This window comes from Desulfosporosinus sp. BICA1-9, assembly GCF_000802135.1.
Genome location: NZ_JUEE01000028.1, coordinates 36,462 through 54,099, shown reverse-complemented (window position 1 = coordinate 54,099; position 17,638 = coordinate 36,462). Strand labels below are relative to the sequence as shown.

Below are 17,638 nucleotides of genomic sequence, written 5' to 3'. Positions count from 1 at the left end.
GGAAATAAGTCTAATCCCAAAAGTTGGATTATAGAAATCAGATCTATTCGGTGACAATATGAAATTAAAAAGGTAGAATATAGGAAGTAAATCAAGCAGCTAAAATGGAGGATATAATGAAACTTATTCTAATCATCATTGGAATTAACGTTGTCTACGTATCTATGTGCACTTTGCGTATGATTTTCGTCATAAAAGGGCAGAGAATTTTAGCATCCATTCTTTCCGTAGTTGAGATTTTTGTCTATATGATGGGGTTAAGGATTGTTCTGAAAAACCTTGATAATTATTGGAATCTAGCAGCTTATTGTATCGGTTATGGTTTAGGGGTGTATATCGGCAGTCGAATCGAGGAGTATATTGCCTTGGGTTATGTCACGGTTCAAGTGACTGTGGATTGTGTTGAAACAGAAATACCGTCCAAACTACGGGAGTATGGTTATGGTGTCACTTCCTGGTTAGCTGATGGCAAGGATGGTCCACGGCTCATGATGCAGGTTTTGGCCAAGAGGAGTAATGAGCGCCAGCTAATTGACATCCTCGATAAGCTCTGTCCTAAAGCGTTTGTTGTCTCTTATGAACCCAAAAATTTCAAGGGCGGATTTTGGATTAAACGAATGCCCAAGTCTTTTTAATAAATAAGCAATTGCTGAACGGAGGGAAAGTAATGTCCAAAAATGATTTTACACGTCGAGAAGTAATTTGGATGGGTGCTTTAGGTATTGTTCAGCTAGGAATTCTAGGAACAGCGGCCTCGGGATTCTGGAACTTCAAGACTAACCAAGAACGTCCTAAAATTCAGCTTTCTCAACTACAGACTCCTCCGAAACAGGAACCTGAATTGGAGGGAAAGCCTGTGTTAAATATTGCGGTGGCTTCTGTCATCTCGCCTATGGAAAATGTTAATCTTTATGGAGATTTGCTTAATATCATCGGAGAGCGTGTCAATATGAAGGTTAAGATGGTTCAAAGGCAAAATTACACTGAGACAAATCGTCTGATCGAAGCTGGGGAAGTTCAATTAGGGTTCATCTGTTCAGGGGCTCTAATGGGGGACAGCGGGGCTAATCAAATCAAACAAATTCTCGTTACTCCCCAAATTGCGGGGTCTACTACGTATAGTTCCTATATCGTCGCTCCTTCATCGTCCAAAGCATCGTCGCTTATAGACTTGAAAGGAAAATCCTTCGCTTATATGGACCCTTTATCGTTTTCAGGTCGTATTGCACCTCAAGTGATGCTAAAAAGAAAGGGATATCAACCTGATGATTTTTTTGGGCAGACGATTTTTACGTATAGTCATGATAAGTCGATTCGAGCGGTGGCTGAAGGCATTGTTGATGGAGCCGCTGTGGACAGCTTGATTTATGACCTGACGGTAGCACGTGATGCAAGCATCGTGGGAAAGATTAAAGTGATTGATCAATCAGAAGCGATGGGGAACCCTCCGGTTGTTGTTTCGCATAAGGCTGATCCAGAGCTTACTGCCACTTTGAAAAACATTTTGCTGACCATGCATATGAATGAACAGGGGCGAAAAGCCATGGAACTTTTGCATTTTGATCGTTTTGTTCATCCAGACCAAGGAATCTATGAAAAAATACAGGTAATGGCACAAGAAGTGGGTTTAACTTAAATGATTAAAAAGACGAAAAGAATTACTGAGTATTTGACTTCTCGAACACTTCAAAAAATCCAAGAGGCGGTCCCTCTTTCCGTCAAAATTATGGGGATTGTTGGAGTATTTATATGCTTATTAGGCTTAACTGTTATTATTGATATGCGGTCTAATATGACCGAAATATTAGATGATCAAATAAGGAAACGAGCGGTTACGATTGGGAACGAAGTAGCTGCTGAAAGCATGGATCTGATACTCGTGGGGGATTTAATCGGCCTTTATGAGAAGACAAAAGCGGTTGCATTGCATAATGAAGATGTTCGCTATGTTCTTATTTTAGATGAGAAGGGACAATTGGTTGCGCATAACTTCGGACAAGGGATTCCAGTGGGTTTGCTGGAATTACGTCAACTTGAGAAAGACTCTACCGGAGCGAATGTAATAGAAGTCGATTCCGAGGAGGGTGTTATCCTTGATGTCCTAGTCCCACTGGGGAAAAATACAGGTTGGGTACGTATCGGTATGTCTGAAGCCAATATGAATCGAACCATTAATGCTCTCTCAATAAAGCTGATGGTCACAACTATTGGAATTACTATCTTAGGTTTGTTCGGTGGCTTTATCATGTCTCATCTTTTGACGAGACCTATAAAGCGCTTGGTGGATGCGAGCATAGCCGTTGCTGAAGGAGATTTAAGCCAACGAGTGAGCATTGGGGGGGAGGATGAGATCGGACAGCTCGGTCGTTCGTTTAATGGAATGGCGAAGAGTTTGGAACGATATACTCAAGAAAGAGAAGCCTTATTGGCAGAGCTAATGGACAAAGAACAAATTCGCCAACAATTACTAAATAAAGTGATTACGGCGCAGGAAGAGGAGAGAAAGCGAATAGCCCGCGAACTTCATGATGAGACGGGTCAAAGTTTGACGTCCTTGATCATTGGGCTGAAACTTCTAAGTCAGGAAAGTGACTTGGAACAAACAAGAGGGATGGCGGAAGACTTGAGAAGAGTTGCCTACTTGACCTTAGAAGATGTACATCGCCTAGCAGTTGAACTGCGCCCTACGGTATTAGACGATATGGGTTTGATTGCGGCTCTGGAACGTTATGTCACTGAATACAAACGCAAACAGGACAGCATGGTGGTAGATCTTGAAGTTCATAATCAAGTGATGGAACGCTTACCAAGTGAAGTAGAGACGATTCTGTACCGAATTGTGCAAGAAGCCCTGACAAATGTAGCCAAATACGCCAAGGCTCGTAACGTAAGTATCGTTTTGGAGATTCGCCCCGAAAGTGTGAATTTGATTATTGAAGATGATGGAGTAGGATTTAACGTAGAGCAGGTTATAAGTGAAAGAAACCAGGGACGTCAAAATCTAGGGCTTGCCGGTATGGAAGAACGGTCAGCACTGTTTGGCGGAACCTTCGAGATTGAATCCGAACCGGGTAGGGGGACTACGCTTTATGTCAGGTTGCCGCTAGAAAGGGGGGGAAAAGCATGAGCGAACAGACACGAGTGTTGCTGGTCGATGACCATACGATCTTGCGCACCGGGTTAAGAATGTTTTTTAATTCTCAGGAGGATATGGTGGTGGTTGGAGAAGCAGTGTGCGGAGAAGAGGCCTTGGAAAAGGTACAATTACACCAGCCTGATGTGGTCATTTTGGACATTTCAATGCCAGGTATGAATGGAATAGAGGCCATTGCCCGGATTAAACAATTAAACCCAGACGTCGGAATTCTCATGTTGACCATGCACGAGGCAGAAGAGTATCTTCAGCAGGCCATGCAGGCAGGTGCCAGTGGATATGTTTTGAAAAAAGCTGCAGATTCTGAACTTTTAGAGGCAGTGCGTGCAGTGGCCAGGAAAGAGATATTTCTTCACCCGGCGATGGCGAACATGCTTATTCAGTCCATCTACCATCCGGAAACCAGAGAAGACTCTAAAAAGAGTATTAATTTGACCGGTCGCGAGACAGAGGTTTTAAAGTTAGTTGCCCTAGGGCATACCAATAAGGAGATTGGAGAAAAATTATCTGTCAGCATAAAAACAGTCGAAACCCATAAGGCGCGAATTATGGAAAAGACCGGGTGCGAAAGACGTTCGGAACTCGTTCGCTATGCTATGCAAGAAGGCTATATTTGAGGAGAAAGCTCAATACATTAAATGCGGTTAGTGTTTGAAAATATAGATTGGAAAGATCCCCCCAATCCCTTTAAGCGATCAGTTGCTTAAAATAGGTATTGGGGTTTTTCATCTCCACCTTCGCAAAAACCCTGATAGATTTTTAGGGTTTTTACTGATTTTTACATAAATCATTCTATGTAATAATGAAAGTAAGTACAAAGCAAAACGTATCAAATTAAAGGAGGTAAATGTATGGAATGGCATGCTCCATGGGACATTCGTGTAACTTTGGATCTGTTCCTCGGAGGGTTGGGAGTGGGAATCTTCCTTCTCTCTGTCCTGCTCACGGTCTATGACAAAAACCGTTATCGCAAACTCGCAGCAATGGGGGCTTATCTGGCTCCGGTATTGGTTGGAGGAGGGATTCTTTTCCTCTTGAGCGAACTTGGTCGCCCCGAACGCTTTATTACAACCCTCTATAACTTCAATCCCCAATCGGTCACATCTTGGGGAGGCCTTTTCCAAACGATCTTTATCCTACTCTCATTAATCTACGCCTGGCTTCACTTCAAAAATACAACTTCAGGATCTTTATTCAGAGCAGTTCTAGGATTCGGAACGATATTTGCCCTCTTGGTTGGGGTATATCATGGACTCTTACTCGCTTCTCTTGGTCGCCCGCTCTGGGTCGGTGGCATGGTGACGGCTTTATTCCTTGTATCGTCTTTCTTAGGAGGAACTGCACTCCTTCTACTTATTAAAGAATTGGGTATTTCCTTCGGAGTATCCCAGAAGGTTCGCAGCGAAGTAGCTTCTGCATCCGAAACTAAAGGCTTAAATTTCACCGTTTTATTTAGCGTCTTAAGTGCTCTCCAACTGATTCTCGTACTGGGCTGGCAAGTCTCCCTCAGTCGTGGGGGGCTGGAAACGGTTACTGCGTCAAACGGCATGATGGATCAATACGGTGGGCTTTGGACTGGTTTAGTCCTTATTGGTGGGCTGGCCCTTCCTCTCTTGGGTAGTCTCTATTCCCTTATCAAAGACAGAACAGCTGAAATGACAAAGGGAATGGCACTGACTCTTTCTGCTCTCGTCATTGTCGGAGGATTTACGTTTAAGCATATTGTTCTTTTAGCAGGTCAAATTAATCTTCCTATTCCGTTCTAGAACTTTAGCATTCATCCAAAAGATTGTAGTTCGAAATACTTCTCCCCGTTTGTCAAGAAATATAAGTGAGGTGGAATTCATGAAAATCACACGCAGAGGATTTCTGCAGGCTTCAGCAGCGACAGGGCTTCTTGTTGCAGGAGCAGGCTTCCCTGCTCTCCAAGCTTTGGCTGAAGGTGAAAATACATCAGCATCCGTTGAGGGAAAATGGTTAAGTACAACTTGTCAAGGGTGTACAACCTGGTGTGCAATCCAAGCCTATGTCGTTGATGGGCGTGTCATCAAAGTCCAAGGAAACCCAAATAGTAAGGCTAGCCATGGCAAAGTATGTCCCAGGGCGCACATCGCCATTCAACAGCTCTATGACCCAGATAGAGTCAAAGTTCCCATGAAACGGACAAATCCTAAAAAAGGCCGTAATGAAGACCCTAAGTTTGTTCCTATCTCTTGGGAAGAAGCAATAGACACCATCACCGATAAGATGATGGAGCTCCGCAAGAATAATGAGCCTGAAAAATACGTGCTCATGCGTGGACGATACTCCGGTTTGGCAGATATTATCTATGATGCCACTACTAAAGTTTTTGGCTCTCCGAATGGTATTTCCCATAGTGCTATTTGTGCGGAAGCAGAAAAATTTGGACCCTATTACACAGAAGCGTACTGGGATTATCGGGATTACGATCTTGATGAAACCCGTTGTGTCCTCCTCTGGGGGGCTGACCCAATAGCCTCGAATCGCCAAGTTCCTCATGCCATCAGTATGTGGGGTAAGGTTTTAGACCAAGCAACTGTTGTCTCTATTGATCCCCGCCTTTCGGCAACAGCAGCCAAGTCTGATGAATGGATGCCGGTCATTCCTGGTGAAGATGGCGCCTTAGCTGTCGCCATCGCTCATGTCCTTCTCGTCGAGGGGTTATGGAATAAGGAATTTGTCGGAGATTTCATAGAAGGAATTAACCTCTTTAAAAAAGGAGAAACCGTTCCTGAGGAGACCTTTACTGAAAACTATACTAATGGAGTCGTTAAATGGTGGAACCTAGAGTTAAAAGATCGCACTCCTGAGTGGGCAGCTGAACGAGCTGGAGTCCCCGCGGATCAAATCATCAGAGTTGCCAGAGCCTTTGGCAAGGCCGCTCCTCATGCTATTTCATGGCTATCCCCCGGTGCCTCCATGCAAGTGCGCGGTGGTTATGTCGCTATGGCAACCCATGCTCTGAACGGCTTAGTTGGCTCAGTTGACAATGTAGGCGGCACCTTAAGAGCTTCCAAAGTCCCGTCTGGAACGATTCCGAGCTATGAGAATTACCTCGATGATATTGCTAAAAAGGGAACAAAAAACAAGAAAATTGACCAACGCGGTACTAAGGAATTTCCGGCTTTAAAAAGCGGAAAAACGGGTGGTGGAGTTGTTACGAACCGTCTAGCGGACGCCATGCTCGCTAAAGACCCTTACGAAGTAAAAATGTCCATTGGCTACTTCAATAACTTCGCGTTTTCTTGTTCTGGTGCCCAACGCTGGGAACAAGCCCTAGAACAACTGCCATTTTATGCCCACGTTACAACGAACCCAGCTGAGATGACCCAGTATGCCGATATTGTGCTCCCTGCAGCTATGAGTGCCTTTGAAAAATGGGCGTTCACGAAAAGTAAAGCCAATAAAGTAGCTTATGCCTCGATCCAACAGCGGGTTGTCGAACCAATTTGGGACGTAAAAATTGACGAAAGTGAAATTCCCTGGATGATTGCGGAATCAATGGCCAAAAAAGGATTTCCAAACCTCTTAGATTACTTTAAAAATGAGTTTAAAGATCCTGAAACAGGTAAGGCTCCCACGACCTCAATGGAATTTAACATGTATGCCGTTAAAAAGTTTACCCAAAATTTGTGGGATCCGAGCAAAGAGAAAAAAGGGGATACCCTTAAAGGCTGGCAGGAATTCGTAGATAAAGGGGTTTGGAATTCTGCAGTGTATTCCTATAAGGGAACCTGGAAAGATTTTGGCACTGTCTCGAAAAAGTTTGAATTTTACAGTGAAACTCTTAAGAAAGCCCTTGAAGGCCATGCCGAAAAGCATAAGACCAATGTCGACGATATTATGGAAGCCACAAAATACCTCGCCCGCGGGGAACAAGCCTTTGTCCCTCACTACGAGGAGCCTTTCCGTTGGGGAGAGAGTGCTGAATATCCCTTCGTCTTCTTTGAGCATCGTTCAAGACTTAACCGAGAAGGTCGTTCAGCGAACACTCTCTGGTATCAAGAGTTTAAGGATGTCGATCCAGGGGATGAAGCTTGGGGTGACGTAGCTAAAATTAATCCTACCGATGGAGCAAAACTCGGTATCAAAACCGGAGATAACATCCGCATTACTTCCCCGACTGGCAGCATCACTTGTACCGCTAAGCTTTGGGAAGGGGTAAGACCCGGAACTGTTGGTAAGTGTTATGGCCAAGGCCACTGGGCCTATGGTAAAATCGCCGCCCTGGATTACGCTAAGCGTACCCCGCGGGGCGGAAATAACAATGAGATTCTCCCTGCCGACTTTGAGAGATTGAGTGGAAGTACGGCCCGTCACGGTGGCGTTACAAGAATTAAAATAGAGAAAGTATAATAATAAATCTAATAATATGGAGGTGAATGACATTGGCACGATTGGGAATGGTTATTGATTTGCACAAATGCGTTGGCTGTGGAGCCTGTGAAATATCTTGCAAGAATGAGAATAACGTTGATCGGGATATGTTCTGGTCTCACCACTTAATTCGTACAACGGGGATTTTCCCTAATGTAAATTATGAGTTTGTACCCACCCTTTGTAATCACTGTGATAATGCGTCTTGTGTCAAAGCTTGTCCTACAAAAGCTATGCATAAGGATGACCAAGGTTTAACCCTAAATGATCCTAACAAATGTATCGGTTGTAAGAGTTGTATGCTCGCTTGTCCTTATGGTGTAATTTCCTTTAACGCTAAAGAGCCGCATGGTTTCTGGAGAGATAAAGCGATGCTTATTGAGGCAGGAACCTCATCAGGACAAGAGACCGCTAAGGAAGTTGGGGAGAAAATCCCTTACTATAACCCTGATAGAGCTACAACCTATGCTGGGATTAGACCTAAAGGAATCGTAGAAAAATGCACCTTGTGTGATCATCGTCTAGCTAAAGGGGAAGAGCCTTACTGTGTCTATTCTTGCCCTGCAGGTGCCCGAATTGTTGGGGACTTTGATGATCCTAATAGTGAAGTCAATAAGTTGATTGCTCAATATAGCTTCAAACAGTTAAAACTGCATGCCGGCACACAACCTAAGGTATACTACGTTCGTTCCTATTAACCCCTTTTCTCATTTTTACTAGAAGGGGGAGGCTTCTATCCCCCTTCTTCCTCTAAATCGATCCCGCTTCATCTAATCGTGAGACTCCTCCTTCGCCGCGAAGCGTTCCTTTTAGGGTTAGCGGCTTCGGCGATAGTGTCACCGGACACTATCGTCAGTGAAGTGTCGATGTTCAACTTTAGTTGACCCAGTTCACAACTCTTCAAATGTAAAATAGAAAGGTTGGGTTAGCAATGACCTCTTCCGTAGATGCTCAGAATTTAACCCAAACAGCAAATGCTTATAAACTTCTCTCCTTGCTCTATGGTTCCCCTACCGAAGAACTGGAAGAGGTGCTTACCCATTTAGAGCAAACTCTCCAGAGCCTAAGGCCTGAATTAATTCCCCTTGTATTAGAAATGAAAACCCTGTCTGATAGCGAAGCAAAGCTTGAAGAATTAACGGTAGATCATACGAGATTATTTATTGGCCCCTTCGACCTCTTGGCTCCTCCTTATGGTTCGATATATTTAGACGGCCAACGTCAAGTCATGGGGGACTCTACTATGGAGGTCTTACAGTTTTACCGCCAAGCGGGCCTTAATTTAGCAGCCGACTTTAAACAACCCCCAGACTATATTGTGACTGAGCTAGAATTTATATACTATCTTATTGGCAAATACCTCGAGACCGAGGATGAACAATGGCTAGTACAGATGGAAACGTTCCTCAATAAATACCTTGGTAAGTGGAGTAGAGATTTTACAAGTCGAATCAATGAACATGCCAAGAATATATTTTACAAGAATCTTGCACATTTGACTCTTGAGATAATTCAAAAGTAGTGTGACAGGTGATAGTCGGATTGCTGGCAACTCATGCATTTTATTGAGCGTGATGCCAGCAATCTTTTTATCTCCTCCTGTGCCGAATCTCTGAGTGAAAAGTAGGTTAGTATTGTTCAACGTTCGAGGATAATTAAAGCTACATGGGAGTCAATATAGGGATGGATTTGCATCAAAGGGTATATTATAATATTATTAAGTAATAGGATTATCGGAACAAAGATTCGGGAGGGTTCTAACGTGAAAGAACAAATAATATCCATGAAAAGTGATTTTTTTAAAGCCCTAGCGCACCCTACTCGAGTACGGATCCTTGAGCAATTGGCAAGACGAAAAGAAGAAGTCTGTGTTTGTGAGCTAATTGATGATTTGGAAATAGAACAGTCCAATTTATCTCAACACTTAAGTATATTGCGCAAACAACAGATTATTGTATCGACAAAAGTGGGTTTGAAAGTAATGTACCGTATTAAATACCCAGAAGTATTGATAATTTTAGACAAAGTTCAGGAAATCCTTGCTCAACAATTCAGAGAAGGGGAAGCTTTGATGAGGCATCTGGCCGAACGCTAAGAAGCTGGAAATGTACTTCTGCGAAAGTTGAAAATTACTTTGAAAGGGATTGAGGAAGTTGGAGATTAAAATTTTAGGTTCTGGTTGTGCGAACTGTACGAAGCTTGAAAAGGTCACTAAAGAGGGGATTGCGGAACTGGGAATTGTAGCCCAAGTTGAAAAGGTCGAGGACATGCAAAAGATTATGTCTTATGGAGTTATGAGTACACCTGCTCTCGTGATTAACGGTGTGGTTAAGCTGACTGGGAAGGTTCCGAATAAAGCGCGTATTATCGAAATTCTAAAAAAAGAGTTGGATGCTTAAAAATAAGTTCCCACTTCACTGTAGTTTAGTGTGGTGGGAACTTTTCTGAAGAATTCCTGTGGTTAATAGGATCTTTAGAAAGATAATTGTAACTTCTATATAAATATAGTTGTAATATTAAAAAAACTAAGCAGGATTAATATGTTAAACGTGGAATACACTCTTACAATAATCTGCCATGATCTGTAATAAATGAGGGGGAATTATGTGTATAAAAGAATAATGGTCCCAACAGATGCCTCAGAATATTCGCGTCGGTCTCTAATAGCTGCTTTGGAACTTGCTAGGAAGTTCCAAGGGGAAGTGGTTCTTCTCTTCGTCACCTACACCCCGGAAGCGTACTGGGGCTATAATCCAGCTTATACTATTGAGGTATCTAAAGAACAAATCGAAGAGACAGCGGAGCAGACGTTAATGGCCACCCTTGAAGGAATTGATGTGGGTGACGTTCCCTTGAAGAAGAAGAAAATACCGGGACATCCGTCGAGCGTGATTCTAGAAGAAATCGGCAATGAGAATATAGACTTAGTGGTCATGGGGAGTCATGGATACGGTCCGATTGCTGGAACAGTGTTGGGCAGTGTGAGTCAGCGCGTTCTCCGAAAATCAACCTGTCCTGTTCTAATCGTGAAGTGAACGCTTGTCGGCAAAAGATAAATGAGCGCTACCGAATATCGAAGAGCTGTTGACGATTAAACTTCGTAACAGCCCTTTTCCTTTTAAATGGCTACTTTTTAAAAGCTATCATTTTACGAACCATTAATACTCTTAAGTAAGGCGAGCTCTCTTTCTCTAGGGATACGGACTGACCGGCTTATCGTAGAGCAGGATCATTATAATTTAGGGCAGAGTTTCCATTAAGCTTTATACAGAAACCATTTACAGGTGTTCAACTCATATTTGAGTTCATATGGTTTTAAGAGTCCGTTCATTTCACTTTGACAACGAAAAAGAATCATGCGATTTCCGGCAATTTTCTCCTCGGAGCGGGTTACGACTCGATCAACTTTGACCACGATGCTCGCGGCGTCAACGGAAGTTAGCTTATAGTGAATTGGATTGGGGGTTCCCTCTTGTGTGAACCAAGCAATCATTTCGATCGGTTGCATTAATATTTTCATACGTATCACTCACCTTTATAGAATGCTAGACAAGCGGGTACAAATGTTTGACTGACGTAAGTGCGTAGAAAATGTCTCCACAAGGGATAATAAGATTAGTGTCACAAGAATTACTTTACCAGAACAAATGTTCCGTGTAAAGAGTATATACGTTTTTATTCTTTAATATGCTCATACTAGATAATGGAAAATATTAACCCTAGGCTTAGAAGCAGGGATGGCATTATAAAAATCATTAGTTATTAAGCGTTGAGAAGAATCTTTATCAAAAGTAAAGCAGGATTCGAATAATAGGATGAAGAATTATCATCATAGATTAGGTTTAAAAAAGAGGAGGTAGCACTAGTTGTGTTTAAAAAGATATTAGTAGCAACCGATGCTTCGGAGTATTCTCGTCGAGCATTAAAAACCGCATTAGAACTTGCTGGGAAATTTGGTGGGGAAATTGAGCTTTTGTTCGTTATGTACATTCGAGAAGCCTACTGGGGTTATAATGTAGCTTATAGTGTTTTAGTTCCGCCAGAACAAATTGAAGACGCAGGGAAGCTCGCCTTAGAAGCGACGCTTGAAGGTATCGATGTGGGGAATGTCACTTTGAAGAAGAAAGTAGTTCAGGGATATCCGGCGACTATGATTCTCGAAGAAGTTGAGCAAGAGAGCATAGATTTAGTGGTCATGGGGAGCCATGGTTACGGTCCAATTGCCGGTTCGGTGTTAGGCAGTGTGAGCCAGCGCGTTCTTCAACGAGCAGAATGCCCTGTTCTTATCGTAAAGTGAGGCTATTAAGGTTTGATTTGAATGTAAAAAAGCTGTTGATGATCAAAATTGTCAACAGCTTTTCCTTGTATTTTATAAGTTAGTAAAATCGCAGTATTGAGGTGAATGGGCTTAAAGTGGAAGCCCTATCCGTCGAATGAGCGCAAAGCCTGCTCGCTTAGCGAGGGGGAGAAATACTTTGCGTAGAAGCGGAAGGCCAACACGCCGAGCAAGGGGAATTCCTACTTTTTGCGCCAAGGGAGGGCCAATGTGCTGGGCGATGGGAAGCCCTACTTTGCGAGCTAGAGGAGGCCCAAATTGTCTCATGAGAGAAGGTCCATATTTTGTTATAAGAATTCCAACTTGCTGTTGCCAGAGGTTAGAAGGTTCTGGCGTAGCGGAAGAAGTTTGCGGTAAAGAGTTAAGTTGCTTCTGAACAGAAGCGGGTTGGGCTACAGACTGGGTTACTGGTTGAGTTACTGGTTGAGTTACTGGTTGAGTTACTGGTGGGGTTACTGATTGGATCATTGGTTGGACTATAGGATGAGTTGCTTGAGAAGTTGGTGTAAATATTTGCTGTTTAACAGATGATGGTCCTGGTCCCTGCCGCGGAACAGAGTTAGTACCCTGTCGCTGAATTGGGGAGAACCTGTTCTGTTGAATCGGAGAATAACCCCGTTGCCCCATCAACGATTTCATGGGCAAGCCCCCTTTATATAAATGTGAGAATTATTTGAGTTATAATACACGTTATGCATAAATCACCTTAATGTTACTGATTAGGGTATAATACCCAGTTAATTGGCTAGGCGGTTTCGTCCCTTAGCTTGTCTTTTGTATCTGAACATGCATTCCCTTTAGGATGACTTATTTGGACGGGACTATATGATAAAATGAGGAGGAGCCTTATGTTGTTCTTTGAATTGTATAACAATACCGTGAAATATTTATTGGATGCATTAATTAAAGTATTAAACCAATTTTCAATAATAGAAGAACTAAACGAAGAGTTGGAGTCTATATTTTTAAATTCATATGATGGAATTTCTATCGTGAATAATAAAGGAATTACAATCCGGGTAAACCCGGCAATGGAACGATTAACTGGAGTGAAAAAAGAAGAAGTAATAGGCAAGGATATGAGACAGTTAGTTAAAGACGGGGTTTTTAACGATTCAGTTTCACTTCAAGTGTTAGAAACAAAAAAAGCTACTACGATTATTCAAAAAAGTCGAACCGGTAAACAGACTATCATGACAGGAACACCGATTATGGATCAAGACGGAAGAATTAAGAACGTAGTAATTAATATAAGGGATATTACTGAATTGTATAACTTAAAGGAACAACTGGAACGGACCAGAGAATTAACTAGTCACTATCAGTGGGAAATCAATGAATTGAGACTTCAAGTAATCAAACAAAATGATATAGTGGCTGAAAGTAAAGAAATGCATGATATTTTAGATTTAGCTTTAAGAGTGGCAAAAGTAGATTCTAGTGTTTTGTTGTTAGGGGAATCTGGAGTCGGGAAAGAAGTATTGGCAAAAATAATTCATAAATCGAGCAGTCGTTTTCAATTGGGTTCTTATATTAAAATTAATAGTGGAGCTATTCCTGCTAATCTTTTGGAATCAGAACTTTTTGGTTACGAAGAGGGGGCTTTTACTGGGGCAAGAAAAAAGGGTAAGCCTGGTATGTTTCAACTGGCAACAGGAGGAACGTTGTTTTTGGACGAAATTGGTGAATTGCCGCTGGAACTACAAGTGAAATTATTGCGAGTTATCCAAGAAAGGGAGTTAATACCGTTAGGTGGAGTAAAATCTGTAAAAGTCGATGTTAGAATAATAGCCGCTACTAATAAGAATTTAAAAAAGATGATGGAAGAGGGTAAGTTTAGAGAAGATCTCTATTATCGTTTAAATGTTGTTTCCATTGAAATTCCGCCATTAAGAAAACGGAAAGAAGATATTCCCGCGCTGATTTCACATTTTCTCAATGAGATTAACCATAAATATAACTTTAGAAAACAATTTACCGCGGAAGCATTGAAACAATTAATTAGTTATAATTGGCCAGGAAATGTACGGCAATTGGCAAACATTGTTGAACGTAGTCTGATAACTTCCAAAGAAGAATGGATATGCAAAGAAGAGTTGTCAGAAGAATTTACCGAAGGGAAGGCGCGGCAATTCGATTTTGATGATATTATTCCCTTAAATAAAGCTGTAGAATTAGTAGAAAAAACTCTAATAAATAAAGCCATGGAAAAGTACAAAACAACATATGAGGTGGCTAAAGTTCTTAATGTAAGTCAGGCGACAATTGCCAGAAAAGCAAAAAAATACCGTGATTATGAACATCAACGAGAAAAATAATTCAATTATGAATTGTTACAATACATAATTGAATTATACAAAAAATGGACATTATTAGGAATTGGTGGAATTGTTTGATCTGGAGTTTTATCTTAATTCATTTTAAAATTTATATCTTTTTTTAGATTTTAAATTCTTAGAACTATAGTTTTTTATAATTGTATTTATTTTTATAGGAAATTTTAATAAAACGTAATCCATTTTTGAATTAAAAATCTATAAAAATTTCGATAGAATCCAAATAAATCTACCTAAAATGCGGTCAAGCAGCATTTTAGAAAGTTGGCATAGTTCTTGCATCTATAATTCTGATAATTCGGAATATAGAGGAGGCAATTAGTGATGGCTTTAATACCAGAGGTTAAAAAATATTATGGAAGACATAAACTTTTTATTAATGGAGAATGGATTGACTCAAAATCTACCGATGTAGAAGTAAACAGAAACCCGGCAACGGGAGAGATTATTTCAGAATTACCTAATGCGACTAAAGAAGAGGCCTTAGCAGCTGTAAAAGCGGCTCATGAAGCTTTTAAGTTGTGGAAAGAAGTCCCAATGAGGGACAAGGCAAGATTACTTTTTGATCTACGTGCTAAACTGGAGGAACGTTCGGATGTATTAGCCAAAGTACTTAGTCAAGATCACGGTAGAACGATCGGAGAAGCAAATGGTTCAGTGAGAAGGGTTATTGAAAACGTAGAATCTGCTTGTTCTGCGTTATATGGTTTGGTTAAAACTAATGAGCATATGGAGCAGGTTGCCCATGGCATTGATCAATATTTAACCTGGGAGCCGCTTGGTGCTTTTCTCATCATAACACCTGGAAATATACCAATGCATGCATGGTCGTCCTTTGTTCCTTACGCACTGGCCGCTGGTTGTACTGTAGTGGTAAGCCCGAGTAGGCAAGACCCTGTCGCTGCTGAATATATCTGTAGAGTGGCCCAAGAAGTAGGTTTTCCCCCTGGAGTTATAAATTTAGTTCATGGTGGTAGAAACATCAATAAAGAGATATTAATTCAACCTGAAATTAAGGGTGTAGGATTCATTGGTGCCAATAAAGCGGGTTGGGAGCTATTTGAGTTATGTGGTAAATACGGTAAGACTTCATCTATTAATGGAAATGGGAAAAATTACTTTGTAGTTATGCCGGACGCAGACTTGGATGAAGCAGCGCAGGGCCTTCTAAGATCTTGCTTTGGTATGGCGGGCCAGCGTTGCTTAGGAGTTGACAACATAATTGTCGTTGGAGATATATACGATGAATTTAAAAAGAAATTTGTAGAAGTTGCTAAAGGTATGAAAATCGGTTATGGCCTTAATAAGGAAACTGAACTTGGACCCTTGTCTTCAAAAGCTGGAAAAGACAAAGTATTACACTGGATCGAGGAATCACTTAAAGAAGGTGCCGAAATGGTACTTGATGGTAGAAATGTAAAGGTGGAGAACTACCCTGATGGATTTTTCCTTGGACCTACTATTCTCGGAGATGTCAATGTGGACATGGCAATGGCCAAAGTAGAGGCTTTTGGTCCGGTTGCCGCCTTAATTAAAGGAGACAGTCTTGAACAGGCTATTGGGTGGATAAACACGAAAACTAATCTTGGGCACTCAGCAAGTATTTATACAAACAACGGAAAACATGCGCGCCGTTTCAAGAGAGAAGTTAACGTGGGGAATGTAGGAATAAACATAGGTGTTCCGCAACCTTATTCATTCTTCCCGCTGGGTTCGAGAAGGGAATCCTTTGTGGGAACAGCAAAATCGAGGATGGCTTCAATGCGGATGTTTATGGATGAAAAAACGGTTTGTGAACGTTGGATAGATTAAGAGTAATTTTTAAAACGAACTTAAGAGCACCTAAGCGCTCTTGGTTTATGCAGAAGGAATGGGGAGCATCGCAAAATGCTGCCCTTTCCTTTATCTCCATAAAGGTAGAACTAAGGCAGTCAGCATTTTATTAATGAAGCGAAATTCAGTCGGCCATTGCCATATTTAAGTGAATTCGGAATTGGTCAATACAGGCTTGGATATTTTAGCATGGCGGGAGGCGCTAACTAGTGAGTAGATTTGAATATTATCGTCCCAAATGTTTAAACGAGGCATTTGAGCTGATGGCAGAAAATACTGGTTACAGTCTATTAGCAGGCGGGACAGATTTAATGGTCAAGCTTAAAGAAAATATGCTTAAACCGACAGCAATTATTGATATCAATGGGTTTGAAGAACTTAAAGGGATAACCGTTGAGGCAGGACGGATTGTACTCGGTGCTTTAACGACCCACACTCAACTTGAGCGATCCGAAATTATTAATAGACATGCTCCAGCTTTAGCAAAGGCTGCTGATATAGTTGGTTCTCCTCAGATTCGAAATAAGGGGACAGTCGGTGGGAATATGGTCAATGCTTCACCTGCAGCAGACACGGTACCAGCCCTCATTGCGCTTGGAGCAGAGGTTACCTTGTCGAGTAACGAAGGGATAAAAACGATTCCCTTGGAAGAACTGTTCCTAGGTCCAGGACTCACAGTGCTAAAACACGGTGAGTTGATTACAATAATTTCTTTTGAAGTTTCAACTTATCGAGGGTGTAGTTTCCAGAAGCTTGGTAAACGCAAAGCACTGGCTATTTCAGTTATTAATGTAGGTGCTTCGATAGAAATAGATCCAAAAACTCGTATTATCAAAAAGGCAAGAATTGCATTAGGATCGGTTGCATCTACTCCCGTCAGGGTGTCGGCGGGAGAAAAAATACTAGTAGGGAAATGTTATTCACCTGAACTGATTAAAGAAGCTTCTGAGGCAGTTGCGGAGGCTATTAGGCCAATTGAGGATGTTCGTTCTACAGCAGTATATCGAAAACGGGTAGCTAAGGTATTGGTTAGACGAGCATTGGAAGAAGCCTGGAGTCAAATTACCTGTTACTAGGGGGAATAAAAAATGTCAAAATCGTTAATAAACTTCATACTGAACAGTCAAAAAGTAAGTGCTCAGGTTGATTCAGATATGCGTTTAGTTGATTTTTTGCGTGATGAAATGGGATTAACGGGTACGAAGATCGGTTGCGAGGAAGGGGGCTGTGGTGCTTGTACGGTAATTATTGACGCTCAAACCGCTAATTCATGCTTGGTTTTAGCTCCGCAAATTGATGGCAAAGAAGTGACCACAATTGAAGGACTTGGTAGTTATGAGCATCTACATCCTTTACAGGAAGCTTTTATCGAAGAGGGAGCAGTACAGTGCGGCTTCTGTACTCCGGGAATGTTATTATCGGCTAAGGCCTTGCTTGATGTGAACTCAAACCCAAAGCGTGAGGAGATTATTCGTTCGATATCAGGGAACCTTTGTCGGTGTACCGGATATACCAAGATAGCAAATGCTATTGAAAAGGTCGTTAAGACCAAAGGCAACAGAGCAGAGAGGAGTGAATAGA

At 41.7% G+C, this 17,638-nt stretch carries 18 protein-coding genes; 16 read left to right on the top strand and 2 right to left on the bottom strand.

Annotated elements, in window-relative coordinates:
* Window positions 1-104: 104 nt before the first annotated feature.
* From JL57_RS03880 to JL57_RS03830, 11 genes are all read left to right on the top strand, one after another.
* Window positions 105-635, top strand: a complete 531-nt coding sequence (locus JL57_RS03880) for a DUF2179 domain-containing protein (RefSeq protein ID WP_034140742.1) — start codon at window positions 105-107, stop codon at window positions 633-635.
* 32 nt (window positions 636-667) lie between these two features.
* Window positions 668-1,636: a phosphate/phosphite/phosphonate ABC transporter substrate-binding protein gene (phnD, locus tag JL57_RS03875; protein ID WP_034140741.1), complete on the top strand. Its 969-nt coding sequence runs from the start codon at window positions 668-670 to the stop codon at window positions 1,634-1,636.
* The gene (locus tag JL57_RS03870; RefSeq protein WP_034140740.1) at window positions 1,637-3,127 is read left to right on the top strand and encodes an ATP-binding protein; all 1,491 of its coding nucleotides are present in this window, start codon (window positions 1,637-1,639) and stop codon (window positions 3,125-3,127) included.
* A complete protein-coding gene (locus JL57_RS03865; protein ID WP_034140739.1) occupies window positions 3,124-3,771 on the top strand; it encodes a response regulator transcription factor in 648 nt (215 codons plus the stop codon). The genes JL57_RS03870 and JL57_RS03865 overlap by 4 nt, the downstream gene beginning before the upstream one ends.
* A 234-nt stretch (window positions 3,772-4,005) precedes the next feature.
* Window positions 4,006-4,920 (top strand): NrfD/PsrC family molybdoenzyme membrane anchor subunit, encoded by a 915-nt coding sequence (gene nrfD / locus JL57_RS03860; protein WP_034140738.1) that lies wholly within the window; start codon window positions 4,006-4,008, stop codon window positions 4,918-4,920.
* Window positions 4,921-4,999: 79 nt separating this feature from the next.
* A complete protein-coding gene (locus tag JL57_RS03855) occupies window positions 5,000-7,531 on the top strand; it encodes a molybdopterin-dependent oxidoreductase (RefSeq protein WP_034140737.1) in 2,532 nt (843 codons plus the stop codon).
* A gap of 26 nt (window positions 7,532-7,557) precedes the next feature.
* Window positions 7,558-8,250 (top strand): 4Fe-4S dicluster domain-containing protein, encoded by a 693-nt coding sequence (locus JL57_RS03850; RefSeq protein WP_291299674.1) that lies wholly within the window; start codon window positions 7,558-7,560, stop codon window positions 8,248-8,250.
* A gap of 233 nt (window positions 8,251-8,483) precedes the next feature.
* A complete protein-coding gene (locus tag JL57_RS03845; protein ID WP_034140735.1) occupies window positions 8,484-9,074 on the top strand; it encodes a molecular chaperone in 591 nt (196 codons plus the stop codon).
* A 240-nt stretch (window positions 9,075-9,314) separates the two neighbouring features.
* Window positions 9,315-9,647: a metalloregulator ArsR/SmtB family transcription factor gene (locus tag JL57_RS03840; protein ID WP_034140734.1), complete on the top strand. Its 333-nt coding sequence runs from the start codon at window positions 9,315-9,317 to the stop codon at window positions 9,645-9,647.
* A 58-nt stretch (window positions 9,648-9,705) separates the two neighbouring features.
* On the top strand, window positions 9,706-9,951 hold the full coding sequence (locus JL57_RS03835; RefSeq protein ID WP_034140733.1) for a thioredoxin family protein: 246 nt from the start codon (window positions 9,706-9,708) through the stop codon (window positions 9,949-9,951).
* 207 nt (window positions 9,952-10,158) lie between these two features.
* Window positions 10,159-10,587 (top strand): universal stress protein, encoded by a 429-nt coding sequence (locus tag JL57_RS03830; protein WP_034140732.1) that lies wholly within the window; start codon window positions 10,159-10,161, stop codon window positions 10,585-10,587.
* A gap of 221 nt (window positions 10,588-10,808) precedes the next feature.
* Here JL57_RS03830 and JL57_RS03825 read toward each other — a convergent pair whose 3' ends face one another.
* Window positions 10,809-11,072: a hypothetical protein gene (locus JL57_RS03825; protein WP_034140731.1), complete on the bottom strand. Its 264-nt coding sequence runs from the start codon at window positions 11,070-11,072 to the stop codon at window positions 10,809-10,811.
* A 348-nt stretch (window positions 11,073-11,420) separates the two neighbouring features.
* Here JL57_RS03825 and JL57_RS03820 point away from each other — a divergent pair, with 348 nt between their 5' ends.
* Window positions 11,421-11,849 (top strand): universal stress protein, encoded by a 429-nt coding sequence (locus JL57_RS03820; RefSeq protein WP_034140730.1) that lies wholly within the window; start codon window positions 11,421-11,423, stop codon window positions 11,847-11,849.
* Window positions 11,850-11,960: 111 nt separating this feature from the next.
* Here JL57_RS03820 and JL57_RS03815 read toward each other — a convergent pair whose 3' ends face one another.
* A complete protein-coding gene (locus JL57_RS03815; RefSeq protein WP_034140729.1) occupies window positions 11,961-12,527 on the bottom strand; it encodes a hypothetical protein in 567 nt (188 codons plus the stop codon).
* A gap of 209 nt (window positions 12,528-12,736) precedes the next feature.
* Here JL57_RS03815 and JL57_RS03810 point away from each other — a divergent pair, with 209 nt between their 5' ends.
* The 4 genes from JL57_RS03810 (at window position 12,737) to JL57_RS03795 (ending at window position 17,637) form a co-directional block, all read left to right on the top strand.
* On the top strand, window positions 12,737-14,206 hold the full coding sequence (locus JL57_RS03810; protein WP_291299673.1) for a sigma-54-dependent Fis family transcriptional regulator: 1,470 nt from the start codon (window positions 12,737-12,739) through the stop codon (window positions 14,204-14,206).
* 342 nt (window positions 14,207-14,548) lie between these two features.
* Window positions 14,549-16,036: an aldehyde dehydrogenase family protein gene (locus tag JL57_RS03805; protein WP_034140728.1), complete on the top strand. Its 1,488-nt coding sequence runs from the start codon at window positions 14,549-14,551 to the stop codon at window positions 16,034-16,036.
* Between the two features lie 230 nt (window positions 16,037-16,266).
* Window positions 16,267-17,133, top strand: coding sequence for a xanthine dehydrogenase family protein subunit M (locus JL57_RS03800; protein ID WP_034140727.1), 867 nt, complete (start codon window positions 16,267-16,269; stop codon window positions 17,131-17,133).
* A gap of 12 nt (window positions 17,134-17,145) precedes the next feature.
* On the top strand, window positions 17,146-17,637 hold the full coding sequence (locus tag JL57_RS03795) for a (2Fe-2S)-binding protein (protein ID WP_034140726.1): 492 nt from the start codon (window positions 17,146-17,148) through the stop codon (window positions 17,635-17,637).
* Window position 17,638 lies beyond the last annotated feature (1 nt).

Excerpts from the sequence above, each read along its gene's own strand:
- JL57_RS03795 (WP_034140726.1), top strand. The coding sequence starts at position 17,146 with ATGTCAAAATCGTTAATAAACTTCATACTGAACAGTCAAAAAGTAAGT.
- phnD (WP_034140741.1), top strand. The coding sequence starts at position 668 with ATGTCCAAAAATGATTTTACACGTCGAGAAGTAATTTGGATGGGTGCT.
- JL57_RS03855 (WP_034140737.1), top strand. The coding sequence starts at position 5,000 with ATGAAAATCACACGCAGAGGATTTCTGCAGGCTTCAGCAGCGACAGGG.
- JL57_RS03870 (WP_034140740.1), top strand. The coding sequence starts at position 1,637 with ATGATTAAAAAGACGAAAAGAATTACTGAGTATTTGACTTCTCGAACA.
- JL57_RS03865 (WP_034140739.1), top strand. The coding sequence starts at position 3,124 with ATGAGCGAACAGACACGAGTGTTGCTGGTCGATGACCATACGATCTTG.
- JL57_RS03805 (WP_034140728.1), top strand. The coding sequence starts at position 14,549 with ATGGCTTTAATACCAGAGGTTAAAAAATATTATGGAAGACATAAACTT.
- JL57_RS03825 (WP_034140731.1), bottom strand. The coding sequence starts at position 11,072 with ATGAAAATATTAATGCAACCGATCGAAATGATTGCTTGGTTCACACAA.
- JL57_RS03810 (WP_291299673.1), top strand. The coding sequence starts at position 12,737 with ATGTTGTTCTTTGAATTGTATAACAATACCGTGAAATATTTATTGGAT.
- JL57_RS03880 (WP_034140742.1), top strand. The coding sequence starts at position 105 with ATGGAGGATATAATGAAACTTATTCTAATCATCATTGGAATTAACGTT.
- nrfD (WP_034140738.1), top strand. The coding sequence starts at position 4,006 with ATGGAATGGCATGCTCCATGGGACATTCGTGTAACTTTGGATCTGTTC.
- JL57_RS03845 (WP_034140735.1), top strand. The coding sequence starts at position 8,484 with ATGACCTCTTCCGTAGATGCTCAGAATTTAACCCAAACAGCAAATGCT.
- JL57_RS03850 (WP_291299674.1), top strand. The coding sequence starts at position 7,558 with ATGACATTGGCACGATTGGGAATGGTTATTGATTTGCACAAATGCGTT.
- JL57_RS03815 (WP_034140729.1), bottom strand. The coding sequence starts at position 12,527 with ATGAAATCGTTGATGGGGCAACGGGGTTATTCTCCGATTCAACAGAAC.